We start from the raw sequence: 14,779 nt of genomic DNA on the forward strand, positions 1-14,779 counted from the left end.
AGCGAGAACATTGTTCTCGCTTTTTTATGCCAATATAAATCTCAGGGCACGAGATTGATTTGCTAGACACTGTGCTGTAGATTAACTTATCCTGAGTTTCATTCGAAAATCTGAACTATGCCTATTTTTACGCTTTCTTTTTCTTTAATTTGTCCCACATTTTATCTTCTTGTCCTCGCCATAAACGTTGAATATTGTCGTGGTGGCGGTAGACCAATAAACAACATACTAAGGCAACAGGGAAAGTAAATTGTGGCTCAAACCACCAAATATAAAACGGTACAAGTAGGGCAGTTAGCACTGCACTTAAAGATGAGTAGCCGGAAATCAAAAACACCAAAAGCCAAGTACAAATTGCTCCACCTGCAACAATAAAGCTCAACGCAGAAATTGCCCCAAATGCAGTGGCAACGCCTTTTCCGCCTTTAAATTGAAAGAAAACCGGGAAAATATGCCCCAGACAAACCGCTAATGCAATAAAACCAAGTTGTGAAGGAGATAAGCCAAAATAAATTCCCATTGCCACAGGTAATGTGCCTTTTAAAATATCGAATAAAAGCACGCCCAACGCCGCACTTTTACCCCCGATTCTAAGCACATTGGTTGCTCCGGCATTATGCGAACCGGTTTCTCTTGGGTCGGGCAAGCCTGCAAGTTTGCAGAAAATTACCGCACTTGAAATTGAGCCTAGCAAATAGGCAATCAAGATCAATAAATAGGGAATTAAAGTCATAAATTTTCCTGATTAAATTTATCTTGTGCTATATTTTACAGAAATTCTAAAAATATAACAGGACGAAAAATGAGTGATAAAGTGTTTATTCGAGAGTTAACTGCATTTGCTTCTATCGGGGCGTATGATTGGGAACATACTATTAAACAACGTCTGGTGTTTAATATTGATATGGCGTGGGATTTTTCCAAAGCCACAGAAACCGATGATGTGAAGTATTGCTTGAATTATGCAGAAGTGTCGGAAAAAGTGTTACATTTTGTAGAATCTCAACCGTTTAAATTGGTAGAAACCGTTGCCTATCAACTGGCAGAATTATTGCAAAAAGAGTACCAACTTTCTTGGGTTCGCATTGAATTGCATAAGCCTAAGGCGGTGGCTCAAGCAAGTAGTGTAGGTGTGATTGTAGAACGAGGTCATCAATGACCTCATCATCACTGAAATTAGGTTATTTTAGCTTAATTATTGCGACCCTTTTCTGGGGTGGAAATTTTGTATTAGGCAAAGTGTTAAGCGGCTCAGTTCAGCCTATTACATTAACCTATTTGCGGTGGTTACCGGCATTTTTAATTTTGGCTTTGCTCTTTTTTCGCCCGACTTTACGAGCTATACCTTTATTCAAACCTCGTTTAGGGGTAATGTGGGGGCTGGGGTTACTTGGGGTTATTTTGTTCCCTGCTACTTTATATGAAGGCTTAAAAACAACAACGGCACTCAATGCCAGCCTCTATTTAGCTATTTCGCCTGTTTTGGTATTGCTTTTAAACCGACTTGCTTTTAAAGAGCAAATTAGCCCGATTATTTTAACAGGTGCAATTATTAGCTTGCTCGGTGTACTGTGGCTATTAATGCAAGGGGAGCTTTCTCGTTTAGTCAACCTTTCAATTAATAAAGGTGATTTATGGGCGATTGCATCTACTGTAAGCTGGGCGGTTTATTGCTGTGTGATTCGGCTACGTCCGCAAGGCATCAGTAATACCGTATTTCTTACGGTATTGGTTGGATTAGCGGTTATCACTTTAACGCCTTTCTTTATTTATGAATATACAACAGAATCTGCAAAAAATTTAGCAAATTTGACCGCTTTACAATGGAGCGGAATAGGTTATTTAATTATTGGACCATCCATTCTCTCTTACGCTTTTTGGAATTTTGGTATTGCGATAGTAGGTTCAGCTAAAGGAACGGTAATGACTAACTTCACACCACTGTTTGCAGCCATTTTTAGTATCATTTTATTAAATGAAGCAGTCCATATTTACCATATTATTAGTGCCGTATTGATTACGGCAGGCATACTGATTTGTAGCTATAAAAAATATTAACCGGAGGTAGTAATATGTTTCGTACAGAAATTTTAGAACGTTTTGAACAATTAATAGCGGAGAAAAATTGTGAAATCACAAAAGCGGTAATTGAGCAACTTATCAGGCAAGATTTTCACGGACAGTTATCTTATGAAGTTGTTGATGAACTATGTGAAAAATTTAAACGTTCTCGCATTGAATTAGCCCTATTTTGTATTTCAATTGCCGCTTGCTATGCGGTTACGCCCGTCTCTCATTTTAATGTTGGAGCAGTAGCAGTTGGGAAACGTGGCGATTTCTATTTCGGGGCAAACCAAGAATTTTCGGGGGAATGTATGCAGCAATCGGTTCACGCAGAGCAGAGTGCGATTTCCCACGCGTGGCTTGCAGGCGAAACCTTGATTACAGATGTAGTGGTTAATTACACCCCTTGCGGACATTGCCGCCAATTTATGAATGAACTTAGTGGAGCTGAAAATCTAAAAGTACACTTGCCACACAGCCAAGATAATTTATTACATAGCTACTTGCCGGATAGTTTCGGACCAAAAGATTTAGGCATTGAAAAAGTCCTATTTGACAACCAACCACAACAGTTTGCAACTACAGGCGACAAATTACAACAAGCCGCCATTGCTGCTGCAAATACGTCTTACGCACCTTATAGCAAAGCCTTTAGTGGGATTGCATTACAAGTCGGCGAACGTATTATTTGTGGCAAATATGCTGAAAATGCGGCGTTCAATCCAACTTTTTTACCGTTACAAAGTGCATTGAATTATCGCCTATTTTTAGGATTAGCTGATGTGCCTGTTGAGCGAATTGTATTAGCCGAAGCAGAAGGCTCATTAAGTAGTAGGGCAATGACGAAAGCCTTAGCTAAATCCTTATTGGATTTAGACATTGAATATGTTCCACTACAAGCGGTCTGATTTTTAATTATTTTTGCGATTTAATCACTATTTTCTAAAGCGAGCAAAAATGCTTGCTTTTTTATTCTCTATCTTTTTGATTTAACGCATATTTTGGTGTTTTTTTACTAATGGCAAGTTGTAATTTTAGTTAAGATATTTCCCATAATATTAAAAATATAAGGATTTGAAATGAATAATGCACTCATTTTAGAACAAGTTAAAAAGAACCGACGTGATATGGCTATTTTTATAGCGGACGTTGTGCTTTTCTTTGTTTTACTAAACACATTACCTTTTGAGCCGGAGCCAACCAAAGGCTTAGCTCTTTTAGCTTTTGTTGCTATTTTATGGCTCACGGAAGCGGTTCACGTTACCATTACTGCTCTTTTTGTGCCTGTGTTGGCAATTGCATTGGGGGTGGTTACTTCAAAAGAGGCATTAAGTGCCTTTGCTGATCCAACTATCTTCTTATTCTTTGGAGGTTTTGCATTGGCTGCCGCATTGCATATCCAAAAAATTGACAAAATGATCGCAAATAAAATTATGGCTCTGGCAAAGGGAAAATTATTTGTTGCCGTACTTTATTTATTTGGCGTTACGGCTTTTTTGTCAATGTGGATGAGCAATACCGCAACGGCTGCGATGATGCTACCTCTTGCATTAGGCATTCTCAGTAAAATGGACAGAGAATCGGAACGCAATACTTATACTTTCGTATTACTTGGTATTGCGTATAGTGCAAGTATCGGCGGAATGGGGACTTTAGTCGGAAGCCCGCCAAATGCGATTGCAGCTTCCCAGCTACACCTTACATTTTCCGATTGGTTGATGTATGGCTTGCCGGTTATGTTGATTATTTTGCCATTAGTCATTTTTATTTTATATATCACTTTCAAGCCTAGATTTAATCAAGATTTTGAGTTTGAATTTGAACAAATTAACTTTAATCGTCAACGTGTTATTACGCTGAGCATTTTTCTTTTCATTGCGTGCTGTTGGGTGCTAAGTAGTGTGATTAATCCGCTTATTTCAAGCTTCTTAGGCTTAAAATCTAATATTGGCAACTTTGATAGTATTATTGCACTCGTTGCTTCCTTGCTATTGTGTGTAACAAAAGTAGTGAGTTGGCAACAAATTCAAGACAATACAGAATGGGGAATATTATTTCTCTTTGGTGGTGGGCTCACCTTGAGTGCCGTACTTAGCCATACAGGAGCAAGCCGAATTATGGCGGAAGGTATTATCTCTTTAATTGAAGGCAAACATTATTTTATTGTGTGCTTAATTATTGCTGCTTTTATTATCTGCTTAACGGAGTTTACTTCAAATACCGCAAGTGCAGCATTACTTGTGCCGATATTTATCTCTATTGCAGAGGCTTTAAATATCAACCCACTTGGATTTGCCTTAATTATTGGACTAGGGGCATCTTGTGCCTTTATGTTGCCTGTAGGAACACCACCTAATGCCATTGTTTACGGAACAGGTTTGGTTAGACAAAAAGATATGCTCAAGTCTTATAAAATCGACTTGCTTTGTATATTAGTGATTGCCGGAATTGGTTACTGGTTCTGGTTGTAAATGAAAATAGCCAAGTGATTACTTGGCTATTTTTTTATAAAAAGGGAATTACTTACCCCAAACTTCTTCTGCAATTTCTTTAATTAAGTTTAATTTCGCCCACTGTGCTTCTTCAGTTAAAATATTCCCTTCTTCGGTGGACGCAAAACCACATTGTGGCGATAAACATAATTGGTTAATCGGTACAATTTGAGCAGCTTCTTTAATACGTTCGATGATTGCATTTTTATCTTCCAAATCACCAAATTTCGAGGTAATTAAACCTAAAACCACTTGTTGATTTTTAATATGACGTAACGGCTCGAACGTACCTGCACGTTCGGTATCATATTCTAAGAAGAAACCATCAATACGGCATTTGCCAAATAATGTTTCAGCAACAGGACCATAACCACCTTCCGAGAACCAAGAAGAACGGAAGTTACCACGACAAATATGCATTGTAATAGACATATCGGCAGGTTTGGCATCAACAATACGATTTAATAAGGCAACATATTTTTCGGCTAAATCAGTTAAATCGAAACCTCTTGCCTCAAATTCTTTACGTTTGTCTTCGGCACAGAATTGTCCCCAGCTTGTATCATCTAGCTGTAGGTTGCGTAATCCCATTTCGTAGAATTTGTGCATTGCCTTAATATAAGCATTGGCAATATCATCATAAAGTTTTTGCTCGTCTTGATATTGTGGTAGTGGCTGGTAGTTTTCATCTCGCACACAGCAGATAACGTGCAACATTGTTGGAGCAGGAATAGTAAATTTAGTTGGATAATCGCCTGCTGCTTCTTTTAAAATGCGGTAAGCATCAATAAAAGAGTGATTGTCCGAGAAATCAATATCACCTATGATTTTTACGGTTTGACCCTTCGGCTTATGACCCGTGAAGTTTACATTAAAGACTTCTGTTTCTTTCCAATCCATACCGTCTAATTCAGCTAAGAAATCCAAATGCCACCAAGTACGGCTGAATTCCCCGTCAGAAACCGCTTTTACGCCGTGTTGTTTTTGTAAGTCAACTAGCTTTTTAACCTCTTGGCGAGTTACTTCTCTGAGTTCCTCACGGCTAATTTTTTGTTGGTTGAAATCTTCTCTCGCTTGCTTTAACGCATCAGTACGCAGAAAACTGCCTACAATATCATTGCGATAAGGGGCTTGGGTACGAATGGTTGCTTCCGGAAATAATTGGCTCATAAAATCACTCCTTGTAATTGTATTGTGTTATAAACACTGTTAATCATAGCAAAAAGAGCAATAAAAAGCCCTTCATTAACTTATGAAAATTAATGAAGGGCAGTATGAAAAATTTTACTATACAAGCGGTGATCTTTTGCAAATTTTTTGCAATTTTTAACCGCTTGTTAAAGGCTATTATTGCGTTGCCACAATAGTGCCGTCTTGGTAATCCACTGTTACAGGTTTATTCGGTAATAATTTACCGCTTAAAATCTGTTGAGCAAGCGGATTTTCAAGCTCTTGCTGAATCGCACGTTTAAGTGGTCTTGCTCCGAATAATGGGTCAAAACCGGCATTGCCGATATGATCTAACGCTGCATCTGTTACCGTTAGGCTATAACCACGTTCTGCCAAGCGAGTGATTAAGCGTTGTAGCTGAATTTTCGCAATTGAACGGATATGATCTTTTCCTAACGAGTGGAACATCACGGTTTCATCAATACGGTTGATAAACTCAGGGCGGAAATGGTGTCCAACAACTTCCATTACCATCTCTTTAACCGCATCATAGCCCTTATGTGCATTCTCTTGAATGAGATGTGAGCCTAAGTTTGAGGTCATAATTACAACGGTATTACGGAAATCCACCGTTCTGCCTTGCCCGTCCGTTAAACGTCCGTCATCTAACACTTGCAGTAAAATGTTAAACACATCAGGGTGGGCTTTTTCCACTTCATCAAGTAATACAACAGAATAAGGACGGCGGCGGACCGCTTCGGTTAAATACCCCCCTTCTTCATAACCAACATAGCCCGGAGGTGCTCCCACCAAGCGAGACACGCTGTGTTTTTCCATAAACTCAGACATATCAATACGCACCATTGCATCAGGGTCATCAAACAAGAAGTTGGCTAATGTTTTGCTCAATTCCGTTTTACCCACGCCGGTCGGACCTAAGAATAAAAACGAACCAATCGGTTTATTCGGATCAGAAAGCCCCGCACGGCTACGGCGAATGGCATTTGCCACTGCATCCACCGCTTCATTTTGACCGATAACACGAGCGTGCAATACGTCTTCCATACGAAGGAGTTTTTCTTTCTCGCCTTCCATCATTTTAGCAACAGGAATGCCCGTTGCTTTTGAAAGCACTTCGGCAATTTCTTCTTCGGTTACTTTGGTGCGAAGTAATTGCGTTTCTGCATTTTTTTCACCATTTTCGACCGCTTGTAACTGCTTTTCTAAGTTTGGAATCACGCCATATTGCAACTCAGACATCTTCTCGAAGTTGTTTTCACGGCGAGCTTGATCCATCGCAATGCGAGCGTTTTCCAACTCTTCTTTAATATGTTGCGTGCCAAGCAAGGCGGACTTTTCCGCTTTCCAAATTTCTTCTAGCTCGGAATATTCACGCTCTTTCGCTGCCATTTCTTCATCTAACTTCGCTAAACGTTGGCGGCTTGCCTCATCTTCCTCTTTTTGTAACGCTTGGCGTTCCAATTTGAGTTGAATAATGCGGCGTTCAAGCTTATCTAACGGCTCAGGTTTGGAATCAATTTCCATACGTAGGCTGGAGGCTGCTTCATCAATTAAATCAATCGCTTTGTCCGGCAACTGACGATCCGACACATAGCGGTGCGAAAGCGTTGCCGCCGCTACGATAGCTGGGTCGGTAATTTGCACGTGGTGGTGAATTTCATAACGCTCTTTCAATCCACGCAAAATCGCAATGGTATCTTCCACCGTTGGCTCGTCCACTAATACTTTTTGGAAACGGCGTTCAAGGGCGGCATCTTTTTCAATATATTGACGATATTCATCAAGGGTAGTTGCCCCTACGCAGTGTAATTCACCTCGTGCAAGGCTAGGTTTGAGCAAGTTGCCGGCGTCCATTGCACCGTCTGTTTTGCCTGCTCCCACCATTGTGTGAATTTCATCAATAAAGAGGATAACTTGTCCTTCTTCTTTGGCGAGTTCATTTAAAACCGCTTTTAAACGTTCTTCAAATTCGCCACGATATTTCGCCCCGGCAATTAATGCTCCCATATCAAGCGAAAGTACACGCTTGTTTTTCAAGCCTTCAGGCACTTCACCATTGACAATACGCTGTGCCAAGCCTTCCACAATCGCCGTTTTACCCACGCCCGGTTCGCCGATAAGCACTGGGTTATTTTTGGTACGGCGTTGTAATACTTGCACCGCACGGCGGATTTCTTCATCACGCCCGATAACAGGGTCTAATTTACCTGCTTTGGCTCGCTCGGTTAAATCAATGGTATATTTTTTCAATGCTTGACGGGTTTCTTCCGCATTTTGATTATTCACGTTTTCTCCTCCTCGAATTTGGCTAATTGCTTGTGTGAGTTTTTCTTTACTCAAGCCAAACTTTTTAAATAATTTACCCAAATCACCGTTATCTTCAACAGAGGCTAACACAAACAGTTCAGATGAAATAAAGCTATCACCAAATTGCTGTGCCAACTTGTCTGATTGATTTAACAATCTCACTAATTGCTGTGAAACCTGTGTATTACCGCCTTGAACTTGCGGCAAGCGGTCTAAAATGGCTTGCAATTCGCTAATCAAGGTCTGCACATTGATATTTAATGCCGTAAAGAGTGGGGCAACCGAACCGCCATCTTGTTTTAGTAACGCATACAGTAAATGAGCAGGTTCGATATAAGGGTTATCTTTTCCGACTGCAAGGGATTGCGATTCAGCTAACGCTTCTTGCAGTTTGGTTGTCATTTTTTCAAAATTCATATTTACTCCAGAATCTATTTATTTTTAATAATGAATTAAGCGATGTAATAAACGCTTAACCTTTCACGATGTTATAAATAGTGTTTGTCAAGCAGTTTTCAAGTAAAAATGTGAAAAAGATCACAAAAATAAATAAAATAACTCTCAATAAGTAGTTTAATGTTAAAAATTTGATAAATATCAATTCATTTTTATTTCACTTCATTTACACTCCTCCAAAGTTTACCTCGTTATAGGTAATCTGATTATTTTTGAGGAAATTAAAATGAAAAAAACAACTTTAGCAATTCTTTTAGGTAGCACTTTATTAGCAGGTTCAGCAATGGCACACCAAGCGGGCGATACAATGTTCCGTTTTGGTGCGGTACACGTGCAAGCAAATTCAGAATCTAACACTGTTACACCGGTTAAGATTGATTTAAAAGTGAAAAACAACACTCAATTAGGCTTAACTGCAACTTATATGTTAGCGGACAATGTGGGTATTGAATTATTAGGTGCAACACCGTTTTCTCACAAAATTAACGGTAAAGTGCCTGCATTAAACTTAGATTTAGGCAGAGTAGTAAGCTTAAAACAATTACCTCCAAGCCTTTATGCTCAATATTATTTCTTTGAGCCAACGGCGAAAGTAAAACCTTACGTTGGTGCAGGTATTAACTACACTCGCTTCTACCACGCTAAATCAGTTCACGCAGCAGTTACCAATTTAGATGTGAAAAAACACTCTTTCGCACCTGTGGCTAACTTAGGGGTAGATGTGAAATTAACTGACAACATCTACTTCAACGCAGCAGCGTGGTACACACGTATTAAAACCACAGCAAAATTTAAAGCGTTAGGGTTAGATCACGAAGTAAAAGTGAAACTTGACCCTGTTGTATTATTCGCAGGTTTCGGTGTGAAATTCTAATTCCCCTTTGATATTTAGCTAGAAAAGAGAGAGTGTTAATCTAACGATTAGCACTCTTTTTTATTTTACAAGCGGTCGTTTTGCGGAGAAAAAAGGCTAATAGATTAAATATTAATGATTTAGCCGATCTCCCCTCTTTAGCAAAGAGGGGCAGGGGGAGATTTGGCAGAATAAATAGACGGAGAATAGTATAAAATATACAAAAAATAACCTTATTTTAACCGCTTGCAAAAAAATTACCGCTTCCCAAAAAATTCAAGTAGAATTAATCCATTTAACAAACACAACATCAAAAATTTGGAGAAGATTATGCCTATTTTACGTTCTGCGACTTCTACACAAGGTCGTAATATGGCTGGGGCTCGTGCGTTATGGCGTGCCACCGGTATGAAAGAAAATGATTTCGGTAAACCGATTATTGCGGTGGTAAACTCCTTTACCCAATTTGTGCCGGGGCACGTTCACTTAAAAGATATGGGGCAATTAGTTGCAGCTGAAATTGAAAAAGCTGGTGGTGTGGCGAAAGAATTTAACACTATTGCGGTGGACGACGGCATCGCAATGGGGCACGGCGGAATGCTTTATTCCCTGCCAAGCCGTGATTTAATTGCCGATAGTGTGGAATATATGGTAAACGCTCACTGTGCCGATGCGATGGTCTGTATTTCCAACTGCGACAAAATCACACCGGGAATGTTAATGGCGGCAATGCGTTTGAATATTCCGACTATTTTCGTTTCAGGCGGACCAATGGAAGCAGGTAAAACCAAACTTTCCGATCAACTAATTCGTTTAGATTTAGTTGATGCAATGATCGAAAGTGCAGACCCAAATGTGTCTGATGAGCGTATTGATGCCATTGAAAAACACGCTTGCCCTACCTGCGGTTCTTGTTCAGGAATGTTTACTGCAAACTCAATGAACTGCTTAACCGAAGCCTTAGGTTTAAGTTTGCCGGGCAACGGTTCAATGCTTGCAACTCACGCAGACCGCAAAGAATTATTCCTAAAAGCAGGGCGTGAAATTGTCGAACTTTGCCGTAAATATTACCAAGAAGATGACGAAAGCGTGCTACCACGTTCGATTGCGAGTTTTGATGCCTTTGAAAACGCAATGAGTTTAGATATTGCAATGGGCGGTTCAAGTAATACGGTGCTTCACTTATTAGCAGCAGCACAAGAAGCCGGTGTGGATTTCAAAATGGCAGACATTGACCGCCTCTCTCGCGTTGTGCCGTGCTTAAGTAAAATTGCCCCAAATACCAATAAATACCATATGGAAGATGTGCACCGTGCAGGTGGTATTATGGGGTTATTGGGCGAGTTAGACCGTGCCGGTTTAATTCATCGCCACGTTAAAACCGTATTAGGATTGACGATTGAAGAGCAACTTAACCAATACGACATTATCCGCAACAAAGACGAAGAGTTACACAAATTCTTCCGTGCCGGACCGGCAGGTATCCGCACCACCAAAGCATTTTCGCAAGATTGCCGTTGGGATACGGTTGATGATGACCGTGAAAACGGCTGTATCCGCAACGTAGAAAATGCGGTAACTAAAGAAGGCGGTTTAGCCGTATTATTCGGTAACATTGCTGAAGATGGCTGTATTGTAAAAACCGCCGGCGTTGATGAATCCATTTGGAAATTCACCGGCGAAGCCATTGTGTTTGAAAGCCAAGAAGATGCAGTAGCCGGCATTCTAGGTGGAAAAGTAAAAGAAGGGCATATCGTAATTATTCGTTACGAAGGACCAAAAGGCGGACCGGGTATGCAAGAAATGCTTTATCCAACCAGCTACTTAAAATCAATGGGTTTAGGCAAAAAATGTGCGTTATTAACAGACGGACGATTCTCTGGCGGTACATCAGGTTTATCTATCGGACACGCTTCACCGGAAGCCGCTTCAGGCGGTGCAATTGCCTTAATTAACGATGGCGATACGGTTTCAATTGATATTCCAAACCGCTCAATCAATTTAATGATTTCAGACGAAGAATTGGCTGAACGCCGTAAAGAGATGGAAGCTCGTGGCGACAAAGCGTGGCAACCTGTTAATCGCAAACGTGAAGTGTCATTTGCATTAAAAGTGTTCGGGCATTTTGCCACCTCAGCGGATAAAGGTGCGGTGCGGGATAAATCGCTTTTAAAATAATTTAATACTCTGCATAACCTTACGTCGGGGCGTACAATGTACGCCCTGATTATTTCCAAAAATAGCACAGCTAATCTGCAAAAAAATAATGCTTTTTGACCGCTTGTTATCTACTTATAAGAGATTTCTAACCTAATTTATGCAAAGATTTAACCATAATTAAGAAGATTTACAAATCTTTAAAAAAGTATTGTTGTATTCATATCGTGAAGGCGTACAATATATCTCCAGTTTTTCTAAACTATTACATTAGAGTATGATTAAAAGAAATATAATTCTGTCAAGCAAGCAAGCAAGCAAGCAAGCAAGCAAGCAAGCAAGCAAGCAAGCAAGCAAATAATTGTACCTAAAATTTATCAATTCACTTGTAGCAGTAATAAAACGCTATAGGTGGATTTTTTTATTTGGAGACTTTAATAAATGAACAAAATCTACAAAGTTCTTTGGAATTGTGCTACTCAAACTTGGGTAGTAACCTCAGAAATCGGCAAGGCTCATAAAAAAACGAAAAGCCAAGTTGATAAAGTGAAATCGCCATCATTAATCGCATTAGCGGCGGTGGGTGGAGTGTTGCTTGGTTCGCAGGCAATGGCGGCTACGGCAATTTCTTACAACACAGGGTCCAGAAATGTAACTAGTGTTTATAATGGCACTGATAATTCTGTTTCCAATACTTATGCTGTCGCAGCAAAAACAGGTTCTATTGCAATTGGTGATGCAAACTCTACTGCAAATGCAGGGAATATCACTTGTGCCACTATGGCGGCTTCTATTGCTATTGGTATGGGTGCTAAGGCAGTTGCAACAGCTCCGACAGGTGATCAAAGTGGTAAAAGTTTAAATAGTTATTCTCAAGCCGTAGCGATTGGTCGTTCAGCACAAGCATTAGGCGATCAGTCTGTTGCATTAGGTGCAGACACCCGTGCATTAGGGCATTCATCTATTGCCATTGGTGGTGATGACTTAGACTCTGTTGCAGGTGTAACATATAGAGGTGGGGAGCACGCTTGGGCTAATGTACCATATACAGGCATTAATACATCTGCTATTGCCACCAAATTTAATACTTTAACCGGTGAGCATTTGGTTGATCTAGATAAAAGCTGGATAGGAAGAACACCGAATGATACTAGCCGAGCGATACAATACACAGGAACTAATGCAAGCCAAGCTGCGGTAGCTATCGGGGTTTCAGCTGTAGCTAAAGATTTAGCAACTTCATTCGGTACTCGTACTTATGCAACGACTATTGCAACAGCACTAGGTGTAGGTGCAAAAGCGGAAAAGGAAAACTCAGTTGCACTAGGGGCTGGTTCAACAACTAAACAGAATGCTACTGTAGAAGACACTGCAACAGTAAATGGTGTAACGTATAGCGGCTTTGCCGGTTCTAAAACAATCTCAGCTGGAGACCAAGTTTCGGTAGGTTCTGCAAACTATGAACGCCAAATCAAACACGTTGCGGCAGGTGCAATTAACGAAAATTCTACTGACGCAATCAACGGTTCACAGCTATACCAAATCGTACAACAAGGTGCGTGGGAATTACAAACAAGTGGTAATAAATTAGCAGATGTAAATTGGGGCGATAAAGTAAACTTTACCTCAGATGATGGTTCTGTAGTTATTACACCGAAAACTACAAAAGATTCAGTAGGACGTGAAGTTTCGACTATTGATCTAAAAGTTACACAAAAAGCAGGTGGAGAAAGTAGCTTCTTTGTTGATAACAATGATAATAGAAAAGATGAAGTTAAAAACCAAGATACTATTAACTTCAAAGACGGAGGCAATACTAAAGCAGTTGTAACCTCAAATGGTACTAAGACTGATGTTCAAGTGAATGTAACAGGCTTACCTGTTCAGTACACAGCTCCGGACGGCACACCGGTTGTTAAAGTTGGCGATAAATACTACAAAGTTGATGATAAAGGCAATCCAACAAACCAAGAAGTGCCTGCTAATCAGCTAGTAATCAACGCAACTAACCCAACAGCTGCTCCAAACCAAAAAGGTAATCCGGTAGCTATTAACAATGTAACGAGTAACTTAAAAAATGATGCTCCACAATCATTGTTAAACTTAACCAATCCAGCTGTTACAAATGACACCGTAGCAACCGTAGGCGATCTACGTAATATGGGCTGGATTGTTTCAACAACTACAGGCGACTACAAAGAAACAGTAAAAAATGCTAATCAAGTGAATTTTATTGGTGAAAACGGCGTAACTGTAACAGGTGCAACAGCAGATAATGTGCGTAACATCACTGTTAAAGGCACAAAAGTAGAAAGCAAAACGAATGATGACGGTTCATACACCATCACTATCACTAACCCTGATAACACAACCTCTACTATGACTGTGCGTAATGGCTTAAATGGTAAAGATGGTGCAGCAGGTGCTAAAGGCGAGAAAGGCGACCCGGGTGTTGCTGGTGCAAAAGGCGACAAGGGTGATGCAGGTGCAAAAGGCGACAAGGGTGATACAGGTGCTCAAGGTCCGGCAGGTAAAGATGGTCAATCTCCAACCGCTACCATCACTAGCAACCCAAATGGCACACATACTATTACTGTGAAAAACCCGGATGGTTCTAGCTCTACGGCTACTGTTAAAGACGGTGCTAAAGGCGACAAGGGCGATGCAGGTGCTAAAGGTGATAAAGGTGATGCGGGTGCTCAAGGTCCGGCAGGTAAAGATGGTACTAACGGTGTAGATGGTAAGAACGCAACTGCAACTGTAACCGACAATAAAGACGGTACGCATACTATTACTGTAACCAACCCGGACAATACCACAACTACAACCATTCTAAGAGATGGTGAGAAAGGTAAAGATGGTACTAACGGTGTAGATGGTAAGAACGCAACTGCAACTGTAACCGATAATAAAAACGGTACGCATACTATTACAGTAACTAACCCGGATGGTTCTACTACCACGACTACAGTGAAAGACGGTACAAATGGTAAAGATGGTACTAACGGTGTAGATGGTAAGAATGCAACTGCAACTGTAACCGATAATAAAAACGGTACGCATACTATTACAGTAACTAACCCGGATGGTTCAACCACAACGACGACTGTTAAAGACGGTGCGAAAGGTGATAAGGGTGATAATGGTAAAGACGGTCAATCTGCAACCGCTGAAGTAAAAGACAACGGCGACGGTTCTCACACCATTACAGTTAAAAACCCGGATGGTACAAGTTCAACCACTACAGTGAAGAACGGTA

The 14,779-nt window shown here is 40.4% G+C and carries 10 protein-coding genes; 7 read left to right on the forward strand and 3 right to left on the reverse strand.

Translation table 11 applies throughout. The annotated features are described in order from the left end of the window. Nucleotides 1–127 precede the first annotated feature (127 nt). Nucleotides 128–733 (reverse strand): glycerol-3-phosphate 1-O-acyltransferase PlsY, encoded by a 606-nt coding sequence (gene plsY / locus V6W77_RS02515; protein ID WP_025235646.1) that lies wholly within the window; start codon nt 731–733, stop codon nt 128–130. 69 nt (nt 734–802) lie between these two features. On the opposite strand from plsY, the gene folB reads away from it, so the two are divergent. The 4 genes from folB to V6W77_RS02535 all read left to right on the forward strand — a co-directional run bounded on the left by folB (nt 803) and on the right by V6W77_RS02535 (nt 4,535). Then, nucleotides 803–1,159 (forward strand): dihydroneopterin aldolase, encoded by a 357-nt coding sequence (gene folB, locus V6W77_RS02520; protein WP_334253691.1) that lies wholly within the window; start codon nt 803–805, stop codon nt 1,157–1,159. Next, nucleotides 1,156–2,058 (forward strand): DMT family transporter, encoded by a 903-nt coding sequence (locus V6W77_RS02525; protein ID WP_334253692.1) that lies wholly within the window; start codon nt 1,156–1,158, stop codon nt 2,056–2,058. The genes folB and V6W77_RS02525 overlap by 4 nt, the downstream gene beginning before the upstream one ends. Before the next feature lie 14 nt (nt 2,059–2,072). Next, nucleotides 2,073–2,972 (forward strand): cytidine deaminase, encoded by a 900-nt coding sequence (gene cdd / locus V6W77_RS02530; protein WP_283386108.1) that lies wholly within the window; start codon nt 2,073–2,075, stop codon nt 2,970–2,972. Between the two features lie 171 nt (nt 2,973–3,143). Further along, nucleotides 3,144–4,535: a DASS family sodium-coupled anion symporter gene (locus tag V6W77_RS02535; protein WP_334229769.1), complete on the forward strand. Its 1,392-nt coding sequence runs from the start codon at nt 3,144–3,146 to the stop codon at nt 4,533–4,535. A gap of 48 nt (nt 4,536–4,583) precedes the next feature. Here V6W77_RS02535 and V6W77_RS02540 read toward each other — a convergent pair whose 3' ends face one another. After that, nucleotides 4,584–5,726, reverse strand: coding sequence for a 5-methyltetrahydropteroyltriglutamate--homocysteine S-methyltransferase (locus V6W77_RS02540; RefSeq protein WP_334253693.1), 1,143 nt, complete (start codon nt 5,724–5,726; stop codon nt 4,584–4,586). Nucleotides 5,727–5,903: 177 nt separating this feature from the next. Continuing rightward, on the reverse strand, nt 5,904–8,471 hold the full coding sequence (gene clpB / locus V6W77_RS02545; RefSeq protein ID WP_334253694.1) for an ATP-dependent chaperone ClpB: 2,568 nt from the start codon (nt 8,469–8,471) through the stop codon (nt 5,904–5,906). Between the two features lie 265 nt (nt 8,472–8,736). Here clpB and V6W77_RS02550 point away from each other — a divergent pair, with 265 nt between their 5' ends. The 3 genes from V6W77_RS02550 to V6W77_RS02560 form a co-directional block, all read left to right on the forward strand. Next, on the forward strand, nt 8,737–9,384 hold the full coding sequence (locus V6W77_RS02550; RefSeq protein WP_334229772.1) for an OmpW/AlkL family protein: 648 nt from the start codon (nt 8,737–8,739) through the stop codon (nt 9,382–9,384). A gap of 309 nt (nt 9,385–9,693) precedes the next feature. Then, nucleotides 9,694–11,541: a dihydroxy-acid dehydratase gene (gene ilvD, locus V6W77_RS02555; RefSeq protein WP_283386103.1), complete on the forward strand. Its 1,848-nt coding sequence runs from the start codon at nt 9,694–9,696 to the stop codon at nt 11,539–11,541. 420 nt (nt 11,542–11,961) lie between these two features. Continuing rightward, nucleotides 11,962–14,779, forward strand: a 2,818-nt coding sequence (locus V6W77_RS02560; protein ID WP_334253695.1) for a collagen-flanked surface repeat-containing protein, incomplete at its 3' end; no start/stop codon positions are given.

It is taken from the genome of Mannheimia indoligenes, assembly GCF_036880405.1.
GTDB lineage: Bacteria > Pseudomonadota > Gammaproteobacteria > Enterobacterales > Pasteurellaceae > Mannheimia > Mannheimia indoligenes.